Raw genomic sequence first — 24974 nt, 5'->3', positions numbered from 1 at the left:
TCAGATCACGATCAGGTCGGCTTGCAACGCGCCGGCCTGTTTCAGTGCTTCGAGGATGGCCATCAAGTCACCCGGTGCCGCGCCGACCTGGTTCACCGCACGCACGATTTCGTCGAGGGTGGTGCCCGGACCGAACTTGAACATCGGTTTGGCTTCCTGCTGGGCGTTGACCCGCGAGCGCGGCACGACCGCCGTCTGCCCATTGGACAGAGGGCCGGGCTGGCTGACGATCGGGTCTTCGGTGATGGTCACGGTCAGGCTGCCGTGGGTCACGGCGGCCGGGGAAACCTTGACGTTCTGACCGATCACGATGGTGCCGGTCCGCGAGTTGATGATGACTTTCGCCACCGCCTGACCCGGATCGACTTCAAGGTTCTCGATGATCGACAAATAGTCGACGCGCTGACTCGGATCGAGTGGCGCACTGACGCGAATCGAACCGCCGTCGATGGCCTGGGCAACGCCAGGGCCGAGCATATTGTTGATCTTGTCGACGATGCGCTTGGCCGTGGTGAAGTCCGAACGATTGAGGTTCAGCGTCAGGCTGTTGCCTTGGTTGAAGCCGCTCGGCACCGAACGCTCAACCGATGCACCACCCGGGATACGACCGGCCGACGGAACGTTGACAGTGATCTTCGAACCGTCACGACCTTCGGCATCAAAACCGCCGACCACCAGGTTGCCCTGAGCGATCGCATAGACGTTGCCGTCGATACCCTTGAGCGGCGTCAGCAGCAAGGTGCCGCCGCGCAGGCTCTTGGAGTTACCGATGGACGATACGGTGATGTCGACCTGCTGACCCGGCTTGGCGAACGCCGGCAAATCAGCACTGATCGACACCGCCGCAACGTTCTTCAACTGGACGTTGCCCGAACCCGGCGGAACCTTGATGCCGAACTGCGAGAGCATGTTGTTGAAGGTCTGCAGGGTGAACGGGGTTTGCGTCGTCTGGTCGCCGGTACCGTTAAGCCCGACCACCAGGCCGTAGCCGATCAATTGGTTGGAGCGCACGCCGGAAATACTGGCGATGTCCTTCAGCCGCTCGGCTTGCGCGTTGAACGCTGCGGACAGCATCAGGGCGGCCACCATCAGGTGTTTAAGATTCAACGTAGCCACCTAGAAAGGGAACAGCGGGCTGAGGAAGAAACGGTCGAACCAGCCTGGCTGACTCGCATCGGCAAACGAACCGGTGCCCGAATAGGTGATGCGTGCATCGGCGATACGGGTCGACGAAACGGTGTTGTCAGTCGCGATGTCATCGGCACGAACAAGCCCTGCAATCCGCACCAGTTCATCACCGGTATTGAGGGTCATCCACTTCTCGCCGCGCACGGCGATGATGCCGTTGGGCAACACGTCGGCGACGGTCACGGTGATCGAGCCGGTGAGGCTGTTGCCCTGCCCGGCCTTGCTGTCACCCTTGGTCGCGCGGTCGCCGCTGTAGCTGGCATCCAGACTCAGGTCGCCGCTGCCGAGCGGGTTATTCGTATTGGGCGTACTGCCGAACAATGAGGACAGGCCAATGCTGGTCTTGCTGTTCTTGCCGACCTGGGAATTGGCGTTTTTGCTGGCCTGGGTCTTCTCGTTCAAGGTAATGGTGATGATGTCGCCGACCCGGAACGCCTTGCGGTCGCTGTACAGATTCTGTTCGAAACCGGCCTGGTAGATCGAGCCGTTATTGGCCGCCGCCGGCAGCGGCGTGCGCGGTAACACCGGGGCGTAGTAAGGGTCATTGGGCTTGGGCGTCGGACCGACGCAGCCCGAAAGCGCGGCGATCCCACTCAGTGCCAGAACAGATACATAGCGATTCATGACCCTACCTCACGGTGTTGCAGGCGACCTCATGGCCGCCTCATAGACTTGATTACAGATTCTGCGTTACGAACGAGAGCATCTGGTCGGCGGTGGAGATCACCTTGGAGTTCATCTCGTAAGCGCGCTGAGTGGTGATCATGTTGACCATCTCTTCAACGGTGCTGACGTTCGAGGTTTCCAGAGTGTTCTGCAGCGTGGTGCCGAAACCGGCCAGGCCCGGGGTGCCGACTTGCGGCGCGCCGCTGGCCGCGGTTTCCAGGAACAGGTTGTTGCCCACAGCCTGCAGACCGGCCGGGTTGATGAAGTCGGCGGTTTGCAGGTTGCCGATCACCTGGGAGGCCGGGTTGCCGGCAACGGTGATGGACACGGTGCCGTCACGACCGACCGTAAAGGTCTGGGCATCGTTCGGGATGACAATGGCCGGTTCCAGGGCGAAGCCGCTGGCGTTCACGATCTGACCGTTGGAGTCCAGGTGGAACGTACCGTCACGGGTGTAGGAAGTCGTGCCGTCCGGCTGCAGAATCTGGAAGAAACCGCGACCGTCGATGGCCATGTCCAACGGCTGCTCGGTGGTTTGCAGGCTGCCGGCGGTGAAGTTTTTCTGGGTGCCGACAATGCGCACACCGGTACCCAGTTGCAGACCCGACGGTAGTTCACTGTCCTGGGTCGACTGGGCGCCTGGCTGGCGTTTGATCTGGTAGAGCAAGTCCTGGAACTCGGCGCGGTCACGTTTGAAACCCGTGGTCGACACGTTGGCCAGGTTGTTGGAAATGGTCGTCAGGTTGGTGTCCTGGGCGGACAGACCTGTTTTGGCAACCCATAGAGCCGGAAGCATTCGATTCTCCTCGTGCGCCTGTTTTACGGCGCGACGTTCTGATAATTAGCTGATCTGCAAGACCCGAGCCATGGCCTGGTCGTCTTCTTTGGCGGTGTTCATCATCTTGATGTGCAGTTCGAACTGCTTGGCCAGGGCCAGTACCGAGGTCATCTCTTCCACGGCGTTGACGTTGCTCGACTCAAGGAAACCGGACACCAGTTTGACGTCGGCATCGGCTTGCGCCGGCTTGCCATCCTTGGTGTGGATCGAACCGTCCAGGCCTTTGGTCATGTTCTTGAAGTCAGGATTAACCAGCTTGATGCGGTCGACTTCCGCCATCACGCGCGGACCTTCGCCCATCGCTCGAATGCTGATGGTGCCGTCCTCGCCCACTTCGATTTGCTGCTCGGGCGGCACGGCAATCGGCCCGCCATTGCCCATCACCGGCATACCGTTGCCGGCCCGCAGCACGCCCAGGGCGTCGACGTTCAGGCTGCCGGTGCGCACGTAGCTTTCGCCGCCGTCCGGGTTCTGCACGGCGATCCAGCCATTGCCTTGCACCGCGACATCGAGGTCACGACCGGTTTCCACCAATGCGCCAGGGGAGAAGTCGGTGGCCGGACGTTCGGACAGGGCAAACGCACGCGCCGGAAAGCTGTCGCCGAACACCGGCATCGAACGCGCCTGCTCCAGGTCTTTCTGGAAACCGTTGGTGGAGATGTTCGCCAGGTTGTTCGCATGAGCCTTCTGCGCCAGTGCATTCTGGCTGGCGCCGGTCATTGCCACATAAAGGTACTTGTCCACACTCTTTCCTCTGCATGCCGGACGTTTGCCGCCCACCGCTGTACTGCTGAGCCATAAGCAATTTGCAGACCAACTTTTTTCTGGCGGCGCAGGGCCCGGCAAACAAAGGACTTGAGGGGTTCAGGGGGGATTGGAGGATTGTATCGAAGACGAAAAACCGGCGGTGTTATGCCGGTAAGTGGCAAGTGTCAGCCTTTGATCGCTCCCACGCTCTGCGATTCATTAGACTGGACATACGCGTTTCGACTACCCAGTCACTAACGCACAAACATTGTTCGTCAAGGGCTACCGCACACAAACACAACACCAACCAATTGGTACGGAGGGAGTTGGCCGATTTTTTGCTGGAGTACCCACACATCAAGAGCCAGCTGTCGGATTCATGGCACTGCAGCCCGCCGATATTGACCGCAATGCAACGCCACGTCACAGGTACTCCCGAGCCGTGTGCCATTTTTCAGTCACCCCGAGCAGTGTACCCATGGCCAATCCCATTACCGTTACCAGCCCGCTAATGCCTCCTCTGGAAGAGTTCACGCCTTACCTGCAGCGCATCTGGGACAGTAAGCGCCTGACCAATGGCGGCCCCTTCCACGAACAACTGGAAAAGGAGCTGGCCGAATACCTCGGCGTCCAGCATATTTCGCTGTTTTCCAACGGTACCCTGGCATTGGTGACAGCACTCCAGGCGCTGCGCATTACTGGCGAAGTCATCACTACGCCCTACTCGTTCGTGGCCACCTCTCACTCGCTGCTGTGGAACAATCTCAAGCCGGTGTTCGTGGACATCGATCCGGTCACCAAGAACCTCGATCCACGACGTATCGCCGAAGCCATCACCCCGGCTACTACGGCGATCCTTCCAGTTCATTGCTATGGCATTCCCTGTGATGTCGAAGGCATCCAGGCCGTCGCTGACACCTATGGACTTAAAGTTATCTATGACGCCGCACATGCCTTCGGTGTCCGACACAACGGCGAGAGCATTCTCAACAACGGCGACCTGTCGATTCTCAGCTTCCACGCCACCAAGGTATTCAATACCTTCGAAGGCGGCGCCATCATCTGCCCTGACGAAAAGATCAAACGGCGCATCGATTACTTGAAGAATTTCGGTTTTGCCGATGAAGTCACGGTCATGGCTGCCGGTATCAACGGGAAGATGAACGAGCTGCAGGCAGCATTCGGCGTACTGCAGTTGCGCCACATTGACGAGGCCCTCAGGCGCCGGCAAAAGGTGTTTGAGTATTATCAGAGCGCTCTGGAAGGCATAGAGGGTATCAGCCTCCTGGAGCAACCGCAGGGGCTGGACTGGAACTATGCCTATTGTCCGATCCTGGTCGACAGTGAGCGCTTCGGGGTGAGCCGGGACGAGCTGTACGACCGCTACCGTGCAGAAAACATCCACGTGCGCCGGTACTTCTACCCGCTGATATGCGAATTTCCGATGTACCGCGGCCTTCCCAGTTCGGATCTCTCTCAGCTGGGGAATGCCTATGAGGTGTCCCGCCAGATACTGTGCCTGCCGATCTATCCGGATCTCGATACGAAGACCCAGGCGCAGATCATCGAGGTGCTGATCAAGGCCCGGGCGGTATGAGCCTGGCCCGCACCTCGAATGTCTGCGCCCCGGCAGCTGACCAGCAATACCGGATTGCAATCATGCAACCTTACTTCCTGCCTTATCTGGGTTATTTCCAGCTGATCGCCGCAGTCGACTGTTTTGTCATCTTTGACAATGTGCAGTTCATCAAGAGGGGCTGGATCGAACGCAACCGCTATTTGCTGGGACAGGAGCCGAAGTGGTTCGGGGTGCCGCTGACCAAAGGCAGTCAGACTCAGCAGATCATGGAAAAGCGTATTGCCGAGACATTCGCCCCTGACGATATCCTCAACAAGCTGAGCTTCGCCTATCGCCGCGCGCCCCACGCTCCGCGCATGCTGGCGTGGCTGGAAGCGCTGCTGGTCGAGCCTGCTCAGGGCATTGCCGAACTCAACGAGCGGATACTACGGGCCTGCTGCTGCCTGATCGGGCTGCAAACGCCGATCATCCGTTCCAGCGCTCTACCGATTTCCGCTGACAGCAAAGCCCAGGACCGGATACTCGAAGTGGTTCAGGCCAGCGCTGGCACCCACTACCTCAATCCCTTCAATGGCGGTCATCTCTACCAGGCCGAAGCATTCCAACAGGTCGGTATCACCCTTGAGTTGCTCAAGGCCAACTTACCCGACTACCGACAGGGATCGAGTGAACAACCCTTCGTGCCCGGCCTGTCGATTCTCGACGCTTTGATGTACAACGACGCGCAGACCGTGGGGGCGTGGGCAAAACGTGGAGAGATTGTCCGTGCCTGAAGCCATCGCCGGTTATTTCGAACTGGAGCTGCGCAAAGGGCAAAATTCTTACCCGCACGCCGTTGCCTGGCCCTCAATTCGTTTGGCGGTCTGAACAACCTGAAAAGCACCGACGCCTACGTGCGTCATGTGCACCGGGACGTGCGTTCCTGGTCAGCCGAGTCCATGCAGATGGCCCAGGCGCTGGTGCTACTCGACGACTTCATCGTCGACAACGGCGGGACGCAGAGCGTCCCGGGCTGCATTCCCACGCAGAGCGTGGGAACGATCAGTCAGGTGTTGTCTTTACCGACCTCGTACTCACGCAACTTGTTGGCAATGGTGGTGTGCGAAACCCCCAACCGCTTGCCCAGTTGCCGACTGCTCGGGTGCTCGGAATACAAACGCTCCAGCACCGCTTTTTCAAAGCGCCCGACAATCTCGTCCAGCCCGCCCTCGAGCGAGAAATCGCCAAGCGGCTGACGCACGCCGTAGTCCGGCAAGCGAATATGTTCGGCCTTGACGGTCCCGCCCTCGCACAAGGAAACCGCCTGGAACAACACGTTTTCCAACTGCCGAACATTGCCCGGCCAGTGGTAGTGACTGAGCCGTTCCATCGCCGCTGGCACCAGTTTCGGCAGCGGGCAACCGATCTGCCGACTGGCCTGATCGAGGAAGTGCTCCACCAGCGGCGTCAAGCCATCGAGGCATTCACGCAATGGCGGAATGTGCAGCGAAAGCACGTTCAAGCGGTGATACAAATCCTGGCGAAACTCGCCGCGTGCACACAACTCTGACAGGTCGACCTGAGTCGCGCAGATCACCCGCACATCCAGATAAACCTCTTCATCGCTGCCCACACGACGGAAGCAACCGTCCTGCAGGAAACGCAGCAATTTCACCTGCAAACGTGGGCTCATTTCCCCGACGCCATCGAGAAACAGCGTACCGCCCGCCGTCAGTTCCAGCAGCCCGAGCTTGCCTTCTGCCCGCGCCCCTTCGAAAGCGCCGGGGCCGTAGCCAAACAACTCGGTCTCGGCCATCGACTCCGGCAGACCGGCGCAGTTGAGCGCCATCAACGGTGACTGCCCCCGCGGACTCGCCAGGTGGCAGGCTCGCGCCAGCAACTCTTTACCGGTGCCGGTTTCGCCTTCTATCAATAGCGGCGCATCCAGCGGCGCCATGCGTCGGGCTTCGCGCACCACCGCGGCCATCACCTTCGAGCTTTGGAAAATGCTGTCGAACCCGCGTAATTCCTGTTTGCGCACGTTATAGATGCGCTCACCGACCCGGTCGGCGCGGTGCAGCGTGAGTACCGCGCCGGCCATGGCTTCGCTGTCGTCATGCTCCGATTGCAGTGGCGCGATGTCGGCGAGAAACACGTCGCCCTTCACCTTCACCCGCAAGCCGTTGATCCGCGACTTGTTGGCGCGCACCAATTCCGGCAAGTCGAAATCCTCGGCGTAACGCGACAGCGGAATCCCCGGCACCTCATCCACCCGCACCCCGAGCAACTGCGCCGCCGCACGGTTGGCCGCGACGATCGAACCGCCCATGTCGATCGACAGCACCGGAAACTCCAATGCGCCGAGCAACGCATTGAGCTCCATGTGCCGACGCTCGCTGGGCATCAGCCCTACACGCTTGACGCCGAACACCCCGGCAATCGCTTCGAATTTCGGACGCAATGCCTGAAACTGAATGTTGATCAGGTTCGGGCAATGCAGGTAGATCGCGTTGCCTTGCTCACCGCCGACCTCGCCGCGAGCGACGTTGATCCCGTACTCCACCAGCAGGTTGAGAATGTCGCGCAGGATACCGATGCGGTTCTGGCAGTGGACTTTGATACGCATATAAAGGCCCGAAACAGGAGAGATCGAGGGACTGGGCAAGGATTTTTCTGCTCAGGCGCCAACTTAGTCGTCAAGATTATGTGACACCCGCACACCATTTCAAACCCGGAAATCTCAATCCCTGCGCCACAGCGGCTGATCCGTAACGAAAACTTTACGAAAATCGACGAATTTTCCTACGCACGACGCGACTCGCGTGCTGCAACACTGCATTTCTTGAGGTATTTCTAGGTCCATAGCAGGACATAACAAGAACGAAATCCCCTAGCAGGAGAGCAGCATGAAGCAGACGCAATACGTGGCTCGCGAGCCCGATGCGCAAGGTTTTATCGACTACCCCGCCGAAGAACACGCGGTGTGGAACACGCTGATTACTCGCCAACTGAAAGTGATCGAGGGTCGCGCGTGCCAGGAATACCTGGACGGTATCGAAAAACTCGGTCTGCCCCACGACCGCATTCCGCAACTCGGTGAAATCAACAAAGTCCTCGGTGAAACCACCGGCTGGCAAGTTGCCCGGGTACCCGCACTGATCCCCTTCCAGACCTTTTTCGAATTGCTCGCCAACAAGCAGTTCCCGGTGGCGACGTTTATTCGTACCCGCGAAGAGCTGGATTACCTGCAAGAGCCGGACATTTTCCACGAGATCTTTGGCCACTGCCCGCTGCTGACCAACCCTTGGTTCGCCGAATTCACCCACACCTACGGCAAACTTGGCCTACAGGCTTCCAAAGAGGAACGCGTGTACCTGGCGCGTTTGTACTGGATGACCATCGAGTTCGGCATGGTCGATACGCCACAAGGCCTGCGCATCTACGGCGGCGGCATTCTCTCCTCGCCGAAAGAAACCGTTTACTGCCTGTCGGACGAACCTGAGCATCAGGCCTTCGATCCGCTGGAATGCATGCGCACGCCGTATCGCATCGACATCCTGCAACCGCTGTACTTTGTCCTGCCGAACCTCAAGCGCCTGTTCGACCTCGCCCACGAAGACATCATGGGCATGGTCAAGCAAGGCATGCAGCTAGGCTTGCGCACCCCAAAATTTCCGCCAAAGGCTGCGTGATCCGCAGCTTTTAGAATCAAGTGAGCCTGTCAGGAACCGACGCTTTGGTTTAGCCTGGTGAATTGACGGCCGAATTCCAATAATTCGATTTCAGGAACCCATCATGTCCACATTGAACCAAGCCCATTGCGAAGCCTGCCGCGCCGATGCCCCTCAGGTCAGCGACGAAGAACTGCCGGTACTGATCAAGCAGATTCCTGACTGGAACATTGAAGTGCGCGACAGCGTGATGCAGCTGGAAAAAGTTTTCCTGTTCAAGAACTTCAAGCACGCGCTGGCGTTCACCAACGCCGTCGGTGAAATCTCCGAGGCTGAAGGTCACCACCCGGGCCTGCTGACCGAGTGGGGCAAAGTCACCGTGACCTGGTGGAGCCACTCCATCAAAGGCCTGCATCGCAACGATTTCATCATGGCCGCGCGCACTGACGAAGTGGCCAAGGACGCCGAGGGCCGCAAATAATGCATTTCGACGCCATCGGACGAGTACCCGGCGACCCGATTCTCGGCCTGATGGAGGCCTATGCGCAGGACCCCAACCCGCGCAAATTCGACCTCGGCGTGGGCGTCTATAAAGATGCCCAGGGCCTGACACCGATCCCCCAGTCCGTGAAGCTCGCCGAGCAACGTCTGGTGGATCGCCAGACCACCAAAACCTACATCGGTGGTCACGGTGAACCGGCGTTCGGCAAGGCCATCGTTGAATTGGTGCTGGGTGCCGATTCCCCGCTGATCGCCGAACAACGGGCCGGCGCAACGCAAACGCCGGGCGGCACTGGCGCGCTGCGCTTGAGTGCCGACTTCATCGCCCAGTGCCTGCCGGGCCGAGGTGTATGGCTGAGCAATCCGACCTGGCCAATCCACGAAACCATTTTCGCGGCGGCCGGAGTCAAGGTCAGTCATTACCCGTACGTTGGCAGCGACAACCGCCTCGACGTCGAGGCGATGCTCGCGGTACTCAATGAAGCGCCGAAGGGCGATGTAGTGCTGCTGCACGCCTGCTGCCATAACCCGACTGGTTTCGATTTGTCCCATGACGATTGGCGCCGGGTGCTGGACGTGGTGCGCAGTCGCGATTTGGTGCCACTGATCGACTTCGCCTACCAGGGCTTCGGCGATGGCCTGGAACAGGATGCCTGGTCGACGCGGTTGTTCGCTGCCGCGTTGCCGGAAGTGCTGATCACCAGTTCCTGCTCGAAGAACTTCGGCCTGTACCGCGACCGCACCGGTGCGCTGATTATCTGCGCGAAAACCGCTGAAAAGCTGGTGGATATCCGCAGCCAACTGGCCAACATCGCCCGCAACCTGTGGTCGACACCGCCAGATCACGGCGCTGCGGTGGTAGCGACCATCCTCGGTGATCCAGAGCTGAAAAGCCTCTGGGCCGACGAAGTGGAAGCCATGCGTTTGCGTATCGCCCAACTGCGTAGCGGTTTGGTTGAAGCGCTTGAGCCTCATGGTTTGCGCGAGCGCTTTGCGCACATCGGCGTGCAGCGCGGGATGTTTTCCTACACCGGTTTGACACCGGACCAGGTCAAACAGCTGCGTGATCATCACAGTGTTTACATGGTCAACTCAGGCCGGGCCAACGTCGCCGGAATTGATGCAACGCGTCTGGACCTGCTGGCCGAAGCAATCGCCGAAGTCTGCAAATAACCATCAAGCACCACACAGCCCCCCTGTGGGAGCGAGCCTGCTCCCACATTTGCTTTGTGTCGCTCCCTCTTGCAGACCTGTCTAGACAATCCCATCCGTCGCAACAATTGGATATAAAAGTCTATTTGTCATTTCTTCTGCTGTATCCTCCCCAAGCTTTTTAAAAGCGCGGATCTACCAGATCTATCAACAGACTTTGCGAGGAGCGCGATATGCACGAGATCCCTAATCTCCCCTTCCCAAGCCTGCACGAAACTGAGCAGACGCCCACGCAACAAGCCGGTGCCCAACAGCCCGAGCCAAAAGAAGCCACTGAACGCCGCAAGGCCGACAGCGAAGACTGATTCACCTGCAATGCCAGACCGTGTGGAAAGCGCTAACATGCGCTTTCCACACCGCCTGAACCCTTGAGCCCCACCATGACCGACGACTTCACCCCTCCTTTTGATGAAGAGCTGCAGGCCAGCGTCTTGATCGGTACTACCGAGAAGATGATCGAGATCTGGAATCGCCTTTCCCCCGAGAAACGCGCCGCGCTGCTCGCCCGCTTCGGCAGCGAAGAAAACGCCCTGGCCGCCCTGGTCACCACGCACCTGGTCGCTCCTGCCAAACCCTGATTCATCCCCGTCCGGCAAATAGTTTTACTTTTTCCACGACCCGCAGCCGCTCGCGCCGCTATCATAAGCAGCCTATCTATCCTGCTTTCCCGTGGATCTTTACCCATGTCTGAAAACCAGCGCCCCCTGGCGGTCACGCTGCAAGTCGTTTCCATCGTCCTGTTCACCTTCATCGGCTACCTGAATATCGGCATTCCCTTGGCCGTGTTGCCGGGCTACGTCCACAGCGATCTGGGCTTCGGCGCGGTCATTGCCGGCCTGGTGATCAGCGTGCAATACCTGGCCACCCTGCTCAGCCGTCCTTATGCCGGGAAAATCATCGACAACAAGGGCAGCAAACTCGCCGTGATGTACGGCCTCGCCGGCTGCGGCTTGAGCGGCGTGTTCATGCTGATTTCTGCCTGGACCCAAAGCCTGCCGATGTTGAGTTTGATCAGCCTGTTGATCGGCCGTCTGGTGCTCGGCAGCGCGGAAAGCCTGGTGGGCTCCGGCTCGATCGGCTGGGGCATCGGCCGGGTCGGCGCGGCAAATACCGCCAAAGTCATTTCCTGGAACGGCATCGCCAGTTATGGCGCACTGGCGGTCGGCGCACCGCTGGGCGTGCTGCTGGTGAATCAGCTGGGCTTGTGGAGCATGGGCGTGAGCATCGTGTTGCTGGGCGTCCTCGGTCTGGTGCTGGCCTGGCCGAAAACCGCCGCGCCGATTGTGGTCGGTGAACGGTTGCCGTTCATGCATGTGCTGGGGCGCGTGCTGCCACATGGTTGCGGTCTGGCGCTGGGTTCCATCGGTTTCGGCACTATCGCGACTTTCATCACGTTGTATTACGCCACGCAGCATTGGGACAACGCGGTGCTGTGCTTGAGTTTGTTCGGCGCCAGCTTCATCGGTGCGCGGCTGCTGTTTGGCAACCTGATCAACCGCCTCGGCGGCTTTCGCGTGGCGATTGCCTGCCTGTCGGTGGAAACACTGGGGCTGTTGCTGCTATGGCTGGCGCCGGACGCTCATTGGGCATTGGCCGGTGCAGCGCTGAGCGGGTTCGGTTTTTCGCTGGTGTTTCCGGCACTGGGCGTGGAAGCGGTCAACCTGGTGCCGGCCTCCAGTCGTGGCGCGGCAGTCGGGGCTTATTCGCTGTTCATCGATTTGTCGCTGGGGATTACCGGGCCACTCGCGGGTGCGATTGCCGCCGGTTTCGGCTTTGCCTCGATTTTTCTGTTCGCCGCGATTGCCGCGTTGAGCGGTCTGGCACTGAGCGTTTACCTGTACCGGCAGGCGCCGAAGCATCTCAATGAAAAGTACCGGGAAGAACGCCAAGCGCGCTAAAAATCGACCTTGCCACGCCCGGCCTTGATGCTGCCGCGTTTGGTCTTGGATTCGAGCCGACGCTTCTTCGAACCGAGGGTTGGTTTGGTCGGACGACGTTTCTTTTCGACCTTGGTGGCACTGAGGATCAACTCGGTCAGCCGCTCCAGCGCATCCGCGCGATTGGCCTCCTGCGTGCGGTATTGCTGGGCCTTGATGATCAACACCCCTTCGCTGGTGATGCGACTGTCGCGCAGCGCCAGCAGTCGCTCCTTGTAGAACTCGGGCAAGGACGAGGCCGGAATGTCGAAACGCAGGTGCACCGCGCTGGAGACCTTGTTGACGTTCTGCCCACCGGCGCCCTGGGCACGAATGGCGGTCAACTCGATCTCGGCATCCGGCAGATGCACGTTGTTGGAAATCACCAGCATGGAAAAGCGTCCGGATTCAGGGCGCTCAGGATACCGCGAATGAACTGAAAGAATGCGGTCCCTGTGGGAGTGAGCCTGCTCGCGATAGCGGTGTGTCAGGCAACTAAGATGTCGACTGACACACCGCTATCGCGAGCAGGCTCACTCCTACAAGGGGTTTGTATGAATCCTGAAATGACAAACCCGGCACATGGCCGGGTTTGTTGTTTCTGCGCTTTGTACTTACTTGGCAGCGGAACCCGCAGCCTGCAACGCATGCCGGTCACGACGCTTGTTCTTGATGCCGTAGCAGATCCACATGAACGCGACCCACACCGGAATCGCATACACCGAGATCTGGATGCCCGGAATCAGCAGCATGACGCCCAGAATGAACACCACGAACGCCAGGCAGATGTAGTTCCCGTACGGGTACCACAGGGCCTTGAACAGCGGCGTCTGTTTGGTCTTGTTCATGTGCTGGCGGAACTTGAAGTGCGAGAAGCTGATCATCGCCCAGTTGATCACCAGGGTGGCAACCACCAGCGACATCAACAGTTCCAGCGCGTTTTGCGGGATCAGGTAGTTCAGCAATACGGCAATCAATGTCACCGCCGCCGAAGCAAGGATCGAACGCACTGGCACGCCGCGCTTGTCGATCTTCGACAAGGCTTTCGGCGCATCGCCCTGCTCGGCCATGCCCAGCAGCATGCGGCTGTTGCAGTAGGTGCCGCTGTTGTACACCGACAGCGCCGCGGTCAGGACCACGAAGTTGAGGATGTGCGCAGCGGTGTCACTGCCAAGCATCGAGAACACTTGAACGAACGGGCTGCCGCTGTAGGAATCACCCGACGCGTTCAGGGTCGCCAGCAGGCTGTCCCATGGCGTCAGCGAAAGCAGGATAACCAACGCACCGATGTAGAAAATCAGGATCCGGTAGATCACCTGGTTGATGGCTTTCGGGATCACGGTTTTCGGCTTGTCGGCTTCAGCTGCGGTGAAACCGAGCATTTCCAGGCCGCCGAAGGAGAACATGATGATCGCCATGGCCATCACCAGACCGCTGACGCCGTTCGGGAAGAAGCCGCCGTGGACCCACAGGTTGGTCACCGACGCTTGCGGGCCGCCGTCGCCGCTGACCAGCAGGTAGCTGCCGAGCGCAATCATGCCGACGATGGCCACGACCTTGATGATCGCGAACCAGAACTCGGCCTCACCAAAGACTTTGACGTTCGCCAGGTTGATCAGGTTGATCAAGACGAAGAAACCGGCTGCCGAGACCCAGGTCGGGATGTGTGGCGCCCAGTAGTGGATGTATTTACCGACCGCGGTCAGCTCCGACATACCCACCAGAATGTACAGAATCCAGCAGTTCCAGCCCGACAGGAAGCCGGCGAAACCGCCCCAGTATTTATGGGCGAAGTGGCTGAAGGAACCGGCGACTGGCTCTTCGACGATCATTTCGCCGAGCTGGCGCATGATCATGAAAGCAATGAAGCCGCAGATGGCGTAGCCGAGGATCATCGACGGGCCGGCGGATTTCAGGACGCCGGCCGAGCCGAGGAACAGCCCGGTACCGATCGCGCCACCGAGGGCGATCAGTTGAATATGGCGATTTTTCAGGCCGCGTTTCAGCTCGCCTGAATGCGAGTTTTGTCCACTCATGAAAAGGGTCTCACGCAAGGTTTGATGATGTTCGTTAGACGTTGCTGCTCGGTTGCGATTTCAAGCAGCGCCGATCAAACCCCAGCGAAGGCAAAAGGAGTTCAGCGTTTTTACAACGGTCATGCGTCACCTGTTTGTTTTTATCTGTGACGAAATCGAACCCGACACGCTTGTGGCGCGGCGGAGTGAACAAGGCGGATAGCCTTGAGGTTTGCGCAGATGCGCAGGAGGTCACAGTTAAAACGCGGCGCATTGTACACCTGTAACCCCCTGCTGCCAGACACCACTGGATCAGCGTGTCATTTGCCGGGATTGCCTGTGTCCGCCTCGAGGGTCTCGGGCGGCTGCAAAAATAGAGTCAGACCTTTGCAGGTCATCGACGGGAGCGACGGAAAAATCGCTCCACGGGGGGAGATGGAGATGAGTCACGGCGTACATTGCGCCTCCTTCTTGTTATGCACCTGCACGACAGGCATGGGGCGCATCTCACCCTTCAACCGCGCCTGAAACAAGCGGGCCAGAGCCCTGCGGATGGGTTAACTAGCTGTTGGGCGGAAGGTTTTCCTTACACCCCTTGCGCAAGCGTCAAACCAAGCGCTTTGAGGCCTGATTTCGTCAGCATTTCTTTACATGCCGTAACGTAAATTTGCCGAATCAGATCTGGCTGTAGGCTGACTGCAAATTGACGGTAGGACGTTTCCTTAGGAGAAGGTCGAGTTAGTTTTTTGTTTTTTATTAACAAATTGCCTAATTAAAAACAGAATAAAAAGTTCAAATAAATCTTATTTGATTATTTTTTTGCAATTTAAAAACCTCTGAACTAGGTTTTCAGCGACTTGCCGAGACGCATCAATCAGCAAGTTGGCGAGTTGTTCAATGACTGAAAACGCGCCGCAGCACTTACCGAAAAAGTCATCTAGGAGATTCACAATGCAAGCACTTGAAAAAGACTTGGAAACTGAACTGCAACTGGACGATTGGTTTGCAGCACCGACCCATGAAGCCGCCGTTGAAATGATGCAAGCCGATGCGGTTGTTCCGTTCGGCACAGCGATGTGGCCTCTGTAAGACATCCCGGCAGGCACGATCCGGCCGGTGGTGCCTGCCACTTTTTCTCGGTTTGTCAGGGAGGACTACATGGATAAGCAACGCGCCATTTCGCATTTCTTTTACTACCTCGAACATCATCCTGCCCTTGCCGGCATCAACCCGGCGAAGGTCTTGCTCGGCCACACGGCTGATTACCAGGCACTGACAAACGCCATCGCCGAACAGGCCAGTGACAGCCCACGGTTCAGCTTCAGCGCAATGCGACTGGACCTGGAACCTACGGAATTGCTGGCCCAAGCGATTGCCGACAGTGATCTGTACATTTTCTTCTACGACTCTTCCACCCTGCCCAACCCACGCCCCGACGGCCCGGAATTTGTCCGCGCACTGCAAGGCGTCATGGCCGAGAACTGGAAGAAGTCGCTGCTGTTCAAGGATTACGGCGATTACTTCTACGACACGTTCAGTGTCACACCGCAGCGCATTGCCGGGCTGAACAGCCACTTGATCCAGCGCATGTCCCATGCCACCACGTTAAGTTTCAAAGATGATCACGGTTCGTGGTTCGAAACACCGTTGAGCAGTATCAAGAAGTGGACCGACATCAACGGCGTCGGCAACTTCGATCTGGCGCCTGGTGAAATTGCCACGCACAGCGAGGCCATTAACGGCCGGGTCAAGTTCATGGGGACTTTTCTCAGCACCATTCCATTTGCCCGCAAATACGGGGTGCTGGAGTCGCCGCTAGAGTTGTGGATCGAGAACTCGACCATCAGCAAAATCGCCACCGAGGTGCCGGGGCTGGAACATGACTTCAACAAGTACCTGGAGGCCAATCCATCCAATCGGCGGATTGAGGAGTTGGGGATTGGTACCAATGAAGGCGTTAAAGCGTTGTATGCGCGCAATGCCGGGTTCGAGGAGCGTCATTGCGGGCTGCATCTGGGATTGGGGGGTGGCGCGAAGGGTAGCCATCATCTGGACCTGATCTTCTCCAGCGGCGTGTTGGCGCTGGATGATGATCCGGTGTTTGATGGGCGGTTTGTGTTTTAGCCACAAAGCAGGCGGTGCCGCTACAGGCCTCATCGCGAGCAAGCTCGCTCCCACAGGTGATCGCGTTGTCTCATGGAAATGCGATCACCTGTGGGAGCGAGCTTGCTCGCGATGAGGCCCGAACAGTCACCACCTTACTTAAAGCCAAACCAAAAAAAACGCCAACCCGAAGGTTGGCGTTTTTCATTTGGCGCTTACCGATTATTCAGGCTTGCGACGACCGAAGCCCGGACGCTGGCCCGAACCGGCTGGCGCACCACGGCGTTTGCCCGATGGCGCGTCCTTGTCGACCAGGACGATGCCTGGACGCTTCTTCGCCGGTGCCTTGGCCGGGCGCTTGGTGTCGGAAGGACGGTCTGCCACCGGCGTACCGCGACCCGACTCACCACGAGACTCGCCACGACCGGCTGGAGCACCGCGATCGCTACGACCACCGCTTGGCGCACCGCGGCCTTCGCCACGCTCAGTGCGACCATTGGCCGGACGTGGCGTGCGTGGACCGCGCTCGCCGTCAGCACGAGGGGCTGCTGGTTTGCGGGCTGGACGTTCGCCTTCGATATGCGGCTCACGAGTATCACGTGGAGTAGCCGCTGTCTGGTTGCCGATCGCTGGACGCAACGAACGCACGCGCTCGGTCTTGCCCATTGGACGCGACGATTTACGCTGCATGCGGTCGAGCTTGTCTTTGCTCTTGGCATTCATCTGCGGCATGGCCACAGGCGTCAGGCCAACTTCAGCACTCAGAATGTCGACTTCGTACTGGCTCATTTCGCGCCAGCGGCCCATCGGCAGGTCGGAGTTGAGGAACACCGGACCGAAGCGCACGCGCTTCAGACGGCTGACCACCAGGCCCTGGGATTCCCACAGACGACGAACTTCGCGGTTGCGACCTTCCATCACCACGCAGTGGTACCAGTGGTTGAAACCTTCGCCACCTGGCGCCTGCTTGATGTCGGTGAACTTGGCCGGGCCGTCTTCGAGGACGACGCCTGCTTTCAGACGCTCGATCATCTCGTCATCGACTTCGCCACGCACACGTACCGCGTATTCACGGTCCATTTCGTAGGAAGGGTGCATCAGACGGTTGGCCAGCTCACCGTCGGTGGTGAACATCAGCAGACCGGTGGTGTTGATGTCCAGACGACCGATGTTGATCCAGCGACCTTCTTTCGGGCGCGGCATCTTGTCGAAAACGGTCGGACGGCCTTCCGGATCAAGGCGGGTGCAGATTTCGCCGTCCGGCTTGTTGTACATGATCACGCGGCGTACCGACTCGGCGGCTTCTTCGCGCTTGATCACCTTGCCATCAATGGTGATGGCGTCGTGCATGTCGACGCGCTGCCCGAGGGTGGCGTCTTTGCCATTGACCTTGATGCGGCCGTGGCTGATCCAGGCTTCTACGTCACGGCGCGAGCCGACGCCGATACGGGCGAGGACTTTCTGCAGTTTTTCGCCTGCTGGGCCGATTTCCTGGTCGTCTTTCTGGTCGTTGATACTCATCTGGGCACCTCCCGGTGTGGTCTGTTCAGGCGTGGCCTGAAGCAATGTAAAACTGGGTACTTGGGCAAAGGGATCGCCGAAGGGTCGCGAATCATACGCTCATGGGAGCGTTCGCGCATCAGAGACTAGCTGATCAATGCAGACTTACCTGTATTTCCGCCGACCGGTGTCGCCGAGTTTGCTCAACCGCGACACTGAACCCATGTGGGAGCAAGCCAGCTCGCTCCCACAGGGGGTTTAGGGTTTCTTCAGCTCGATCTATCGCAAGTTTCTTGCGACATCACTGGCTGACCACAATCTTCCCGATCATCTGCGGATGCAGCGCACAAAAATACTCAAACTCCCCCGGCGTGTTGAACACCCAGGAAAAGCTGTCATTGGTATCCAGCGCCCCCGAGCGAAACACCTTGTGGGTTTCCGCCACCGTGTGCGGAACCTGGTCGTCGTTCACCCACGTCACTTTGGTGCCCACGGCCACGTTCAAATCCTTGGGCCCGAACATGAACTCCTTGATATCGATTTTCACCTCCTGAGCCCACGCCGGCATCGACAACATCAGGCAGACAACGGCCAACAGTCGCGTTTTCATCCCCGTTCCTCCGCTAAACCAGTGTCGAATCGATCAGCGCCAGTGGATGCTCGCCCTGCGTCGCTCGCACGTCAGTGACCCCTAGATAATTGCGCAATTGATCAGCCGCCACCGTCATCGGCCCCGGTGCCGGCGCCGCACCCGGTGCAGGTTGTGGATAAGCCGTGCCGCGGGCGGTGTGGAAGGTGATATTGCCTTCAACCTTCTGGATGACCTGATGGATATGCCCGTTCAACACCGTCACCGAACCGTACTTGCGCAGCATGGCAATCGCCTGATCGCCATCCTCGGTGCCCCAACCCCACGGCTGATAAATCGTCCACAACGGAATATGGGTAAACACAACGATTGGCGTGCTGCTCGTCACGGCGCGCAAGTCATCGTCCAGCCATGCCAGTTGATCGGCGCCAAGCGTCGCTTCATGGCCAGCCTGGAAGTTGAAGACATTCACCAGCCCGATGAAATGCACACCGTGGTCATCGAAGCTGTACCAGCCATTGCCTTTGGTGCCCTTGCCATAACGCTCCAGATAGAGTTTGCCGCCGCCCTCGTCGAGGGTGTCGTGCTCCCCCGGCACGTAGTGCACGGTGGACGGAAGGCCCTTGAGCAGTTGCGCGGCAGTATCGAATTCTTCCGGTTTCGACAGGTGGGTGATATCGCCGGTATGCAGGATCAACGACGGCCGTTTCGGCAATGCGATGACCTTGTCGATGGCCACCTGCAAGGTCTTCGACGGTTCCGGGTTGGCCTCCTTATTGAAACCGATGTGCGAGTCGCTGATCTGCACAAAGTGAAAGGTGCTGGCCAGCGCTTTGGGGTCGGAGACGTTGCCGGATTCGTCCAGCGCAAACGCCCGCGGAACGCCGCCGCTCAAGGCCCAGATCACACCGGCTCCGGCCCACGCGGAGCACTTGAGCAGTGTCCGGCGGTCGGGGTTCAGCGGACCGTCGGTGCGTCGTTCGTGTTTTGAATGAATGTCCATCGGTGTGCCCTCGCTAGCGGACTACAGTGATGTAGCTGACACGAGATACAACCTTGCGGGACGAGTGTTTATTCCACGTCGGAAAATTATTTTTTCCCCGGGAATAAAACACAGCGAGTGACGGTTATAGGGGTGGGACGTTACGGGAATCACTATGAAGCGATTTGAGGACTTGTTTGCGCCCCACATGGACGCCGCCTACAACCTCGCGCGTTGGCTCACCGGTAACGACAGCGCCGCGCGCGACGTCGTGCAGGAAAGCGCCCTGCGGGCGTTCAGATTCTTGCACCGTTTCGCCGACGGCAATGCCAAGGCCTGGTTTCTGACCATCGTGCGTAACGAAAGCTACACCTGGCTCAAGGCCTCGGCCGGCCACCACTGGGTGGCTATCGGCGATGAACTGCCCGAAGACGATGCCGCGTTGAGTCACGGCCAGACCCCGGAGTTGCTGGCCATTCACACGGAAAACGCGACGATTGTCCAGCAAGCCCTGTGCGCCCTGCCGCCAATATTTCGCGAGGTGATTATTCTGAAGGAGCTCGAAGACATGCCCTACAAGGACATCGCCTTGGTGGCCGACATCCCCATCGGCACCGTCATGTCGAGACTGGCCCGGGCTCGCGCCATGCTCAAGCTCGAACTATTGAAGTTGCATGATCATGAATGAACTCGACTGCACTGCTTGCCAGACGCTGGTTCATGGCTATCTGGACAAGGAACTCGATACGGTGATGGCTGCCCGGGTCGCCGGGCATTTGGCCGTATGTGCCAAATGCGCGCGGTTGCATGATCAGGCGCGGCTACTGAAGGTAAGCGTGAAGCGACATGCGCCGTATTACTCGGCACCGGCGTCGTTGACTGCCAACCTTTTCGCCCCTGTTGCGCCACAAGTCCGTGCAGTGGAACGCTGGCGAAAATGGTTCGCGCCTGTTTTTTCAGCGACAGCGCTGGCCTTGGCAGTGATGCTGTATGTCGTCACACCGGCCAGCGAACAGCCGTTGATGGATGAGGCGGTCTCCAGCCATGTCCGCTCGTTAATGGGTGAACATTTGAACGATGTGGTTTCGTCCGACCGCCATACAGTGAAGCCTTGGTTCACCGGCAAGCTCGACTTCTCGCCGCCGGTATTCGATTACTCGGCGCAGGGCTTTCCATTATTGGGTGGACGGTTGGATTACCTGCAACATCAGACCACGGCGGCCCTGAGTTATGGGCGCGCCAAGCACATTATCAATGTGTTTATCCTGCCCACGCAGGAGGCGGATAAGCCGCGGCAGAGTCAGATGGTCCGCGGCTTTAACGTAGTGTTCTGGCAAGAAAACCACATGCGATTTGTGCTGGTTTCCGATCTGGAGAAAAGTGAGCTGGAGGCGTTCAGCCAGTTGCTCAAGAACGGCGCCTGAAGGCAAGGTTGCGCTGCAACATAGAGTCTCCCACTTTGGGTTCGTGTCAGTCTTCGAACTGGCGGCGTTCGTTTTCGATCGCTTCGGCAAGGGCTTGGGCTTCGGCTTCTTCGTCGGTCAACTCGGGCTTGGGCTTGTGTTGTTCAAGCGCAGCGACAGCAGCCAGGAGTTTCTCACGAGCTTCGGCAACGCCAAGCACATCATCTTCCTGCTCTTCTTCCTGCTCTTCTTCGACTGTGGCTTCGGGCTCGACCTGAAGTTCAACTTCGATTTCAGGCTCGGGCTCGGGCTGATCCAGGATCTCTTCGGTCTCGGTCACCTCGCCATCGCGCAGCAGATCGTCGAAGTCGGTCTTGAGCCCCTCCTCCATGGTGTCCAGTTCCAGCAACAGGGTGTGGAAACTGGTTTCTTCCTTCGGCTCTTCCGGCTCGGCGCTGGCGTCCGCCAACTCCTGCAGTCCGGCAGGCACCGGCGCATCGTCAAAGTCGAGCACCGGATCAGGCTCCAGCTCGCGCAATTCGGCCAGCGGTGGCAAATCGTCGAGGTTTTTCAGATTGAAATGGTCGAGAAACGCCTTGGTGGTCGCAAACATCGCCGGCTTACCCGGCACGTCGCGGTAACCGACGATGCGGATCCACTCGCGCTCCAGCAAGGTTTTGACGATGTGACTGTTGACCGCCACGCCCCGCACGTCTTCGATCTCGCCTCGGGTGATCGGCTGACGATAGGCGATCAGCGCAATGGTTTCGAGCATGGCACGGGAATACCGTTGCGGCCGCTCTTCCCACAAGCGTCCTACCCACGGCGAGAACTTTTCGCGGATCTGCAAGCGATACCCGGAGGCCACTTCCTTGAGCTCGAAGGCCCGGCCGTCGCAGGACTTGGCGAGAATCGTCAGGGCTTTCTTGAAGACTGGCGGCTCCGGCCGCTCGCCCTCTTCGAAGAGTTCGAACAGGCGTTCAAGCGATTGCGGTTTTCCCGAGGCCAACAGAAAGGCTTCAAGCAATGGCGCCAGCTCGCGGGGTTCAGTCAGGTTCATGATTCAACTCGTTATTCGGCTCGGGCCCGCACGTGGATCGCTGCGAACGGCTCATTCTGCACCAGCTCGACCAAGGATTCCTTGACCAGTTCAAGAATCGCCATAAAGGTTACCACCACCCCCAGACGTCCTTCTTCAGCGGTGAACAGCTCGGCAAAGGGCACGAAACCGCCGCCCTTGAGGCGCTCCAGCACATCGCTCATGCGTTCGCGGGTGGACAGCGCCTCGCGGCTGACCTGGTGACTTTCGAACATGTCGCCACGGCGCAACACTTCTGCCATGGACAACAGCAGCTCTGAAAGACGCACGTCTGGCAACAGCTTGCGGGCCCGGGCTTCCGGGGCGTCGAGCTTGGGGACTACCACGTCACGACCCACACGGCTCAGGCCATCGATGCCTTCAGCGGCAGCCTTGAAGCGTTCGTACTCTTGCAAGCGGCGGATCAGTTCGGCGCGAGGGTCGTCTTCTTCGGCCTCAATCGTTTCGGCACGCGGCAGCAGCATCCGCGATTTGATCTCGGCCAGCATCGCGGCCATGACCAGGTACTCGGCGGCCAACTCCAGGCGCACCGACTGCATCAACTCGACATAGCCCATGTACTGACGGGTAATTTCCGCCACCGGGATGTCGAGGATATTGATGTTCTGTTTGCGGATCAGATACAGCAGCAGGTCGAGGGGGCCTTCGAACGCTTCAAGAAAGACCTCAAGCGCATCCGGTGGAATGTACAGGTCCAGCGGCATTTCCATGACCGCCTGGCCATAGACCATCGCGAAGGGCAGCTCTTGCTGGGCTCCGGCCTGACTGTCGACAACGGGTTCTACTGCAGACATCTACGCCTCGGCCATGAACGGCGTCGGGTCGCCGCAACCAACGCGGATCACTTCCGGCTCGCCGTCGGCGAGGTTGATCACGGTGGACGCCTTGATCCCGCCGAAACCGCCATCGATGATCAGGTCGACCTGATGCTCGAGCAACTGACGCATTTCGTAAGGATCGGTCATCGGGTCGGTGTCACCGGGCATGATCAGGGTCACGCTCATCAGCGGTTCGCCGAGTTCTTCCAGCAGCGCCAGGGCAATCGGATGGCTCGGCACGCGCAGGCCGATGGTACGTTTTTTCGGGTGCAACAACAGCCGCGGGACTTCGCGGGTGGCGTTGAGAATGAAGGTGTACGGCCCTGGCAGGTGCGCCTTGAGCAGACGGAACGTGCCGGTATCGATCTTGGCGAACACCCCCAACTGTGACAGGTCGCTGCAAATCAGCGCGAAGTTGTGTTTGTCATCCAGGCCTCGCAACCGGCGCACGCGCTCCACGGCATTCTTGTCGCCGATCTGGCAACCAATGGCGTAGGACGAGTCTGTGGGATAAATCACCACCCCGCCGCTGCGGATGATCTCGACAGCCTGTTTGATCAGGCGCGCTTGCGGGTTTTCCGGATGAATCTGGAAAAATTGACTCACATTCTCTACCTGTTCAGACGGCGGCAATAATTGGGTCATGTTTGAATCGACACCACAGTGGTGGCAGATCCTCCGGGAGCGGGCGGTACTCACCGATCTCGGACCAGCCTCCAGGGCCATGAAAATCACTGCCGGCGCTGACCAGCAGACCGAATTCACGGGCGAGAATCGCCAGGCTGCCCACTTGCTCGGCGGGCTGATGGCCATTGACCACTTCGATAGCGTGGCCCCCTGCTTGAATATAGTCGGCAATCAGCCGGCGACGTTTGCTGCGAGTGAAATCGTAGTGCCACGGATGCGCCAGGCTGACCCAGGCCTTGGCGGCGCGCAGGGTTTCGACCGTGTCTTCCAGGGTCGGCCAGTGTTGCTTGACGTCCCCCAGCTTGCCGGCGCCCAGCCATTTGCGGAACGCTTCGGCGCGATCCTTGACGAAACCTTCACGCACCATCCAGTCGGCGAAATGCGGGCGGGCCGGCGCGTTGCCGCTGTCGCCCAGTTCCTGCTGGATGGCCCGAGCCCCTTCGAGCGCACCCGGCATGCCTTTCAATGCCAGTTTTCGGCTTATTTCTTCGGACCGTAGCCAGCGGCCATCGTGCAATTTTGCGATGGCCTCGACCAACGGCGCGGCATTGACATCAAATCCGTAGCCCAAAACGTGAATGGTTGCGCCGCCCCAGGTGCAGGACAATTCGACGCCATTGACCAATTGCATCCCCAGCGCGGTCGCCGTACTGCGAGCCTCGTCGAGGCCCTCGAGGGTGTCGTGATCGGTCAAGGCCAGGACTCGCACGCCTTTCTCGAACGCACGCGCAACCAGTACTGCAGGCGCGAGAGCGCCATCGGAGGCCGTGCTATGGCAGTGCAAATCAACATTCACAGGACTTTTTTACCTCAAATCAGCTGGCGCTATCGCGCGCCCATATGTTTGTTATTATGCCGCCACATCCTGCTTCTGGCTGCCACTGTGAAACAATTCATCGATTTCATCCCGCTTCTGCTGTTCTTCATCGTCTTCAAACTCGATCCACGGGTCGTCGACATCGCCGGTCATGAGTTGACTGTAGGCGGTATTTACAGCGCCACCGCCATGCTGATCATCAGCTCCCTGGTGGTTTACGGCACGCTGTTCATCAAGCAGCGCAAGCTCGAGAAGAGCCAGTGGCTGACCCTCATCGCCTGCCTGGTCTTCGGCAGCCTGACCCTGGCGTTCCACAGCGAAACCTTCCTGAAATGGAAAGCCCCGGTGGTGAACTGGCTGTTCGCCCTGGCGTTCATTGGCAGCCACTTCATCGGTGAGCAACTGCTGATCAAACGCATCATGGGCCACGCGCTGACCCTGCCGGAGCCGGTCTGGACCCGTCTGAACATCGCCTGGATCGGGTTTTTCCTGTTTTGCGGTGCCGCCAACCTGTTCGTCGCGTTCACCTTTCAGGACTACTGGGTCGACTTCAAAGTCTTCGGCAGCCTGGGCATGACGCTGCTGTTCCTGGTCGGCCAGGGCATTTACCTGTCCCGCCACCTGCACGACGCCGATACCACAACGCCAAAAACCGAGGACTGAC

27 protein-coding genes are annotated in these 24974 nt (G+C 59.0%); 13 read left to right on the top strand and 14 right to left on the bottom strand.

Annotated elements, in window-relative coordinates; genetic code table 11:
- Genes AC3IUE_RS08180 through AC3IUE_RS08165 form a run of 4 tightly spaced genes read right to left on the bottom strand, consistent with a single transcriptional unit; the run spans nt 1 to nt 3436 of the window.
- Entirely contained in the window at nt 1-1089 is a 1089-nt protein-coding gene (locus AC3IUE_RS08180) for a flagellar basal body P-ring protein FlgI (RefSeq protein ID WP_056742131.1), read from the bottom strand.
- 27 nt (nt 1090-1116) lie between these two features.
- Complete coding sequence (gene flgH, locus AC3IUE_RS08175) at nt 1117-1812, bottom strand: flagellar basal body L-ring protein FlgH (protein ID WP_056742133.1); 696 nt, start codon at nt 1810-1812, stop codon at nt 1117-1119.
- A gap of 52 nt (nt 1813-1864) precedes the next feature.
- On the bottom strand, nt 1865-2650 hold the full coding sequence (gene flgG, locus AC3IUE_RS08170) for a flagellar basal-body rod protein FlgG (protein ID WP_056742138.1): 786 nt from the start codon (nt 2648-2650) through the stop codon (nt 1865-1867).
- Between the two features lie 45 nt (nt 2651-2695).
- Nucleotides 2696-3436, bottom strand: coding sequence for a flagellar basal body rod protein FlgF (locus AC3IUE_RS08165; RefSeq protein ID WP_056742140.1), 741 nt, complete (start codon nt 3434-3436; stop codon nt 2696-2698).
- A gap of 481 nt (nt 3437-3917) precedes the next feature.
- Here AC3IUE_RS08165 and AC3IUE_RS08160 point away from each other — a divergent pair, with 481 nt between their 5' ends.
- Both AC3IUE_RS08160 and AC3IUE_RS08155 read left to right on the top strand, forming a co-directional pair.
- Nucleotides 3918-5036: a DegT/DnrJ/EryC1/StrS family aminotransferase gene (locus tag AC3IUE_RS08160; RefSeq protein ID WP_056742142.1), complete on the top strand. Its 1119-nt coding sequence runs from the start codon at nt 3918-3920 to the stop codon at nt 5034-5036.
- The gene (locus tag AC3IUE_RS08155) at nt 5033-5791 is read left to right on the top strand and encodes a WbqC family protein (protein ID WP_056742144.1); all 759 of its coding nucleotides are present in this window, start codon (nt 5033-5035) and stop codon (nt 5789-5791) included. The genes AC3IUE_RS08160 and AC3IUE_RS08155 overlap by 4 nt, the downstream gene beginning before the upstream one ends.
- A gap of 272 nt (nt 5792-6063) precedes the next feature.
- Here the strand turns inward: AC3IUE_RS08155 and AC3IUE_RS08150 are convergent, their stop codons facing one another.
- Nucleotides 6064-7623 carry a sigma-54-dependent transcriptional regulator gene (locus tag AC3IUE_RS08150; RefSeq protein ID WP_489266661.1) on the bottom strand — a complete coding sequence of 520 codons (1560 nt, stop codon included), beginning with the start codon at nt 7621-7623 and terminating at the stop codon, nt 6064-6066.
- Between the two features lie 280 nt (nt 7624-7903).
- Between AC3IUE_RS08150 and phhA the strand changes: the two genes are divergently transcribed.
- From phhA to AC3IUE_RS08120, 6 genes are all read left to right on the top strand, one after another.
- Nucleotides 7904-8689 carry a phenylalanine 4-monooxygenase gene (gene phhA, locus AC3IUE_RS08145; RefSeq protein WP_489266659.1) on the top strand — a complete coding sequence of 262 codons (786 nt, stop codon included), beginning with the start codon at nt 7904-7906 and terminating at the stop codon, nt 8687-8689.
- Nucleotides 8690-8792: 103 nt separating this feature from the next.
- Nucleotides 8793-9149 (top strand): 4a-hydroxytetrahydrobiopterin dehydratase, encoded by a 357-nt coding sequence (locus tag AC3IUE_RS08140; RefSeq protein ID WP_008030478.1) that lies wholly within the window; start codon nt 8793-8795, stop codon nt 9147-9149.
- Entirely contained in the window at nt 9149-10342 is a 1194-nt protein-coding gene (locus AC3IUE_RS08135) for an amino acid aminotransferase (protein WP_489266656.1), read from the top strand. The genes AC3IUE_RS08140 and AC3IUE_RS08135 overlap by 1 nt, the downstream gene beginning before the upstream one ends.
- 212 nt (nt 10343-10554) lie before the next feature.
- On the top strand, nt 10555-10686 hold the full coding sequence (locus AC3IUE_RS08130) for a hypothetical protein (RefSeq protein ID WP_008156098.1): 132 nt from the start codon (nt 10555-10557) through the stop codon (nt 10684-10686).
- 75 nt (nt 10687-10761) lie between these two features.
- Nucleotides 10762-10959 carry a hypothetical protein gene (locus tag AC3IUE_RS08125; protein WP_056742154.1) on the top strand — a complete coding sequence of 66 codons (198 nt, stop codon included), beginning with the start codon at nt 10762-10764 and terminating at the stop codon, nt 10957-10959.
- A 105-nt stretch (nt 10960-11064) separates the two neighbouring features.
- The gene (locus AC3IUE_RS08120) at nt 11065-12279 is read left to right on the top strand and encodes an MFS transporter (RefSeq protein ID WP_489266653.1); all 1215 of its coding nucleotides are present in this window, start codon (nt 11065-11067) and stop codon (nt 12277-12279) included.
- Here AC3IUE_RS08120 and arfB read toward each other — a convergent pair.
- Both arfB and AC3IUE_RS08110 read right to left on the bottom strand, forming a co-directional pair.
- Entirely contained in the window at nt 12276-12689 is a 414-nt protein-coding gene (arfB, locus tag AC3IUE_RS08115) for an alternative ribosome rescue aminoacyl-tRNA hydrolase ArfB (RefSeq protein WP_008010994.1), read from the bottom strand. The genes AC3IUE_RS08120 and arfB overlap by 4 nt on opposite strands.
- A gap of 222 nt (nt 12690-12911) precedes the next feature.
- Nucleotides 12912-14333: an amino acid permease gene (locus AC3IUE_RS08110; protein ID WP_489266651.1), complete on the bottom strand. Its 1422-nt coding sequence runs from the start codon at nt 14331-14333 to the stop codon at nt 12912-12914.
- 930 nt (nt 14334-15263) lie between these two features.
- Between AC3IUE_RS08110 and AC3IUE_RS08105 the strand changes: the two genes are divergently transcribed.
- Together AC3IUE_RS08105 and AC3IUE_RS08100 are read left to right on the top strand one after the other, a co-directional pair.
- A complete protein-coding gene (locus tag AC3IUE_RS08105) occupies nt 15264-15401 on the top strand; it encodes a hypothetical protein (RefSeq protein ID WP_046046423.1) in 138 nt (45 codons plus the stop codon).
- Nucleotides 15402-15470: 69 nt separating this feature from the next.
- Entirely contained in the window at nt 15471-16436 is a 966-nt protein-coding gene (locus AC3IUE_RS08100; RefSeq protein WP_056742160.1) for a M29 family metallopeptidase, read from the top strand.
- 201 nt (nt 16437-16637) lie between these two features.
- On the opposite strand, the gene rluB is transcribed toward AC3IUE_RS08100, so the two are convergent.
- The 3 genes from rluB to AC3IUE_RS08085 form a co-directional block, all read right to left on the bottom strand.
- Nucleotides 16638-17936, bottom strand: coding sequence for a 23S rRNA pseudouridine(2605) synthase RluB (gene rluB / locus AC3IUE_RS08095; RefSeq protein ID WP_008156114.1), 1299 nt, complete (start codon nt 17934-17936; stop codon nt 16638-16640).
- A 280-nt stretch (nt 17937-18216) separates the two neighbouring features.
- The gene (locus AC3IUE_RS08090; protein ID WP_046046425.1) at nt 18217-18525 is read right to left on the bottom strand and encodes a cupredoxin domain-containing protein; all 309 of its coding nucleotides are present in this window, start codon (nt 18523-18525) and stop codon (nt 18217-18219) included.
- Nucleotides 18526-18538: 13 nt separating this feature from the next.
- On the bottom strand, nt 18539-19507 hold the full coding sequence (locus tag AC3IUE_RS08085; protein WP_056742163.1) for a metallophosphoesterase family protein: 969 nt from the start codon (nt 19505-19507) through the stop codon (nt 18539-18541).
- Between the two features lie 154 nt (nt 19508-19661).
- On the opposite strand from AC3IUE_RS08085, the gene AC3IUE_RS08080 reads away from it, so the two are divergent.
- Both AC3IUE_RS08080 and AC3IUE_RS08075 read left to right on the top strand, forming a co-directional pair.
- On the top strand, nt 19662-20174 hold the full coding sequence (locus tag AC3IUE_RS08080) for a sigma-70 family RNA polymerase sigma factor (protein ID WP_056742166.1): 513 nt from the start codon (nt 19662-19664) through the stop codon (nt 20172-20174).
- Nucleotides 20167-20910: an anti-sigma factor family protein gene (locus AC3IUE_RS08075; protein WP_461997392.1), complete on the top strand. Its 744-nt coding sequence runs from the start codon at nt 20167-20169 to the stop codon at nt 20908-20910. The genes AC3IUE_RS08080 and AC3IUE_RS08075 overlap by 8 nt, the downstream gene beginning before the upstream one ends.
- Before the next feature lie 46 nt (nt 20911-20956).
- On the opposite strand, the gene scpB is transcribed toward AC3IUE_RS08075, so the two are convergent.
- The 4 genes from scpB to AC3IUE_RS08055 are packed head-to-tail and all read right to left on the bottom strand — an operon-like array spanning nt 20957 to nt 24289.
- Nucleotides 20957-21949: an SMC-Scp complex subunit ScpB gene (scpB, locus tag AC3IUE_RS08070; protein ID WP_489266646.1), complete on the bottom strand. Its 993-nt coding sequence runs from the start codon at nt 21947-21949 to the stop codon at nt 20957-20959.
- Between the two features lie 11 nt (nt 21950-21960).
- On the bottom strand, nt 21961-22782 hold the full coding sequence (locus AC3IUE_RS08065) for a segregation and condensation protein A (RefSeq protein WP_008156118.1): 822 nt from the start codon (nt 22780-22782) through the stop codon (nt 21961-21963).
- Nucleotides 22783-23412, bottom strand: coding sequence for an L-threonylcarbamoyladenylate synthase (locus tag AC3IUE_RS08060; protein WP_156400825.1), 630 nt, complete (start codon nt 23410-23412; stop codon nt 22783-22785).
- A gap of 13 nt (nt 23413-23425) precedes the next feature.
- Nucleotides 23426-24289, bottom strand: a complete 864-nt coding sequence (locus tag AC3IUE_RS08055) for a PHP domain-containing protein (protein ID WP_046046431.1) — start codon at nt 24287-24289, stop codon at nt 23426-23428.
- An 87-nt stretch (nt 24290-24376) separates the two neighbouring features.
- Between AC3IUE_RS08055 and AC3IUE_RS08050 the strand changes: the two genes are divergently transcribed.
- Nucleotides 24377-24973 (top strand): septation protein A, encoded by a 597-nt coding sequence (locus AC3IUE_RS08050; RefSeq protein WP_046046432.1) that lies wholly within the window; start codon nt 24377-24379, stop codon nt 24971-24973.
- Nucleotide 24974: the final 1 nt, after the last annotated feature.

Source organism: Pseudomonas sp. GL_093 (assembly GCF_057837605.1).
The sequence above is the reverse complement of the archived record's forward strand: the minus strand, read 5'-3'. Positions and strand labels throughout refer to the sequence as shown.

What these genes read in the sequence shown, in the direction of transcription:
- AC3IUE_RS08180 (WP_056742131.1), bottom strand. Translation starts at nt 1,089, where the DNA reads ATGGTGGCCGCCCTGATGCTGTCCGCAGCGTTCAACGCGCAAGCCGAG.
- flgH (WP_056742133.1), bottom strand. Translation starts at nt 1,812, where the DNA reads ATGAATCGCTATGTATCTGTTCTGGCACTGAGTGGGATCGCCGCGCTT.
- flgG (WP_056742138.1), bottom strand. Translation starts at nt 2,650, where the DNA reads ATGCTTCCGGCTCTATGGGTTGCCAAAACAGGTCTGTCCGCCCAGGAC.
- AC3IUE_RS08160 (WP_056742142.1), top strand. Translation starts at nt 3,918, where the DNA reads ATGGCCAATCCCATTACCGTTACCAGCCCGCTAATGCCTCCTCTGGAA.
- AC3IUE_RS08155 (WP_056742144.1), top strand. Translation starts at nt 5,033, where the DNA reads ATGAGCCTGGCCCGCACCTCGAATGTCTGCGCCCCGGCAGCTGACCAG.
- AC3IUE_RS08150 (WP_489266661.1), bottom strand. Translation starts at nt 7,623, where the DNA reads ATGCGTATCAAAGTCCACTGCCAGAACCGCATCGGTATCCTGCGCGAC.
- phhA (WP_489266659.1), top strand. Translation starts at nt 7,904, where the DNA reads ATGAAGCAGACGCAATACGTGGCTCGCGAGCCCGATGCGCAAGGTTTT.
- AC3IUE_RS08140 (WP_008030478.1), top strand. Translation starts at nt 8,793, where the DNA reads ATGTCCACATTGAACCAAGCCCATTGCGAAGCCTGCCGCGCCGATGCC.
- AC3IUE_RS08135 (WP_489266656.1), top strand. Translation starts at nt 9,149, where the DNA reads ATGCATTTCGACGCCATCGGACGAGTACCCGGCGACCCGATTCTCGGC.
- AC3IUE_RS08130 (WP_008156098.1), top strand. Translation starts at nt 10,555, where the DNA reads ATGCACGAGATCCCTAATCTCCCCTTCCCAAGCCTGCACGAAACTGAG.
- AC3IUE_RS08125 (WP_056742154.1), top strand. Translation starts at nt 10,762, where the DNA reads ATGACCGACGACTTCACCCCTCCTTTTGATGAAGAGCTGCAGGCCAGC.
- AC3IUE_RS08120 (WP_489266653.1), top strand. Translation starts at nt 11,065, where the DNA reads ATGTCTGAAAACCAGCGCCCCCTGGCGGTCACGCTGCAAGTCGTTTCC.
- arfB (WP_008010994.1), bottom strand. Translation starts at nt 12,689, where the DNA reads ATGCTGGTGATTTCCAACAACGTGCATCTGCCGGATGCCGAGATCGAG.
- AC3IUE_RS08110 (WP_489266651.1), bottom strand. Translation starts at nt 14,333, where the DNA reads ATGAGTGGACAAAACTCGCATTCAGGCGAGCTGAAACGCGGCCTGAAA.
- AC3IUE_RS08105 (WP_046046423.1), top strand. Translation starts at nt 15,264, where the DNA reads ATGCAAGCACTTGAAAAAGACTTGGAAACTGAACTGCAACTGGACGAT.
- AC3IUE_RS08100 (WP_056742160.1), top strand. Translation starts at nt 15,471, where the DNA reads ATGGATAAGCAACGCGCCATTTCGCATTTCTTTTACTACCTCGAACAT.
- rluB (WP_008156114.1), bottom strand. Translation starts at nt 17,936, where the DNA reads ATGAGTATCAACGACCAGAAAGACGACCAGGAAATCGGCCCAGCAGGC.
- AC3IUE_RS08090 (WP_046046425.1), bottom strand. Translation starts at nt 18,525, where the DNA reads ATGAAAACGCGACTGTTGGCCGTTGTCTGCCTGATGTTGTCGATGCCG.
- AC3IUE_RS08085 (WP_056742163.1), bottom strand. Translation starts at nt 19,507, where the DNA reads ATGGACATTCATTCAAAACACGAACGACGCACCGACGGTCCGCTGAAC.
- AC3IUE_RS08080 (WP_056742166.1), top strand. Translation starts at nt 19,662, where the DNA reads ATGAAGCGATTTGAGGACTTGTTTGCGCCCCACATGGACGCCGCCTAC.
- AC3IUE_RS08075 (WP_461997392.1), top strand. Translation starts at nt 20,167, where the DNA reads ATGAATGAACTCGACTGCACTGCTTGCCAGACGCTGGTTCATGGCTAT.
- scpB (WP_489266646.1), bottom strand. Translation starts at nt 21,949, where the DNA reads ATGAACCTGACTGAACCCCGCGAGCTGGCGCCATTGCTTGAAGCCTTT.
- AC3IUE_RS08065 (WP_008156118.1), bottom strand. Translation starts at nt 22,782, where the DNA reads ATGTCTGCAGTAGAACCCGTTGTCGACAGTCAGGCCGGAGCCCAGCAA.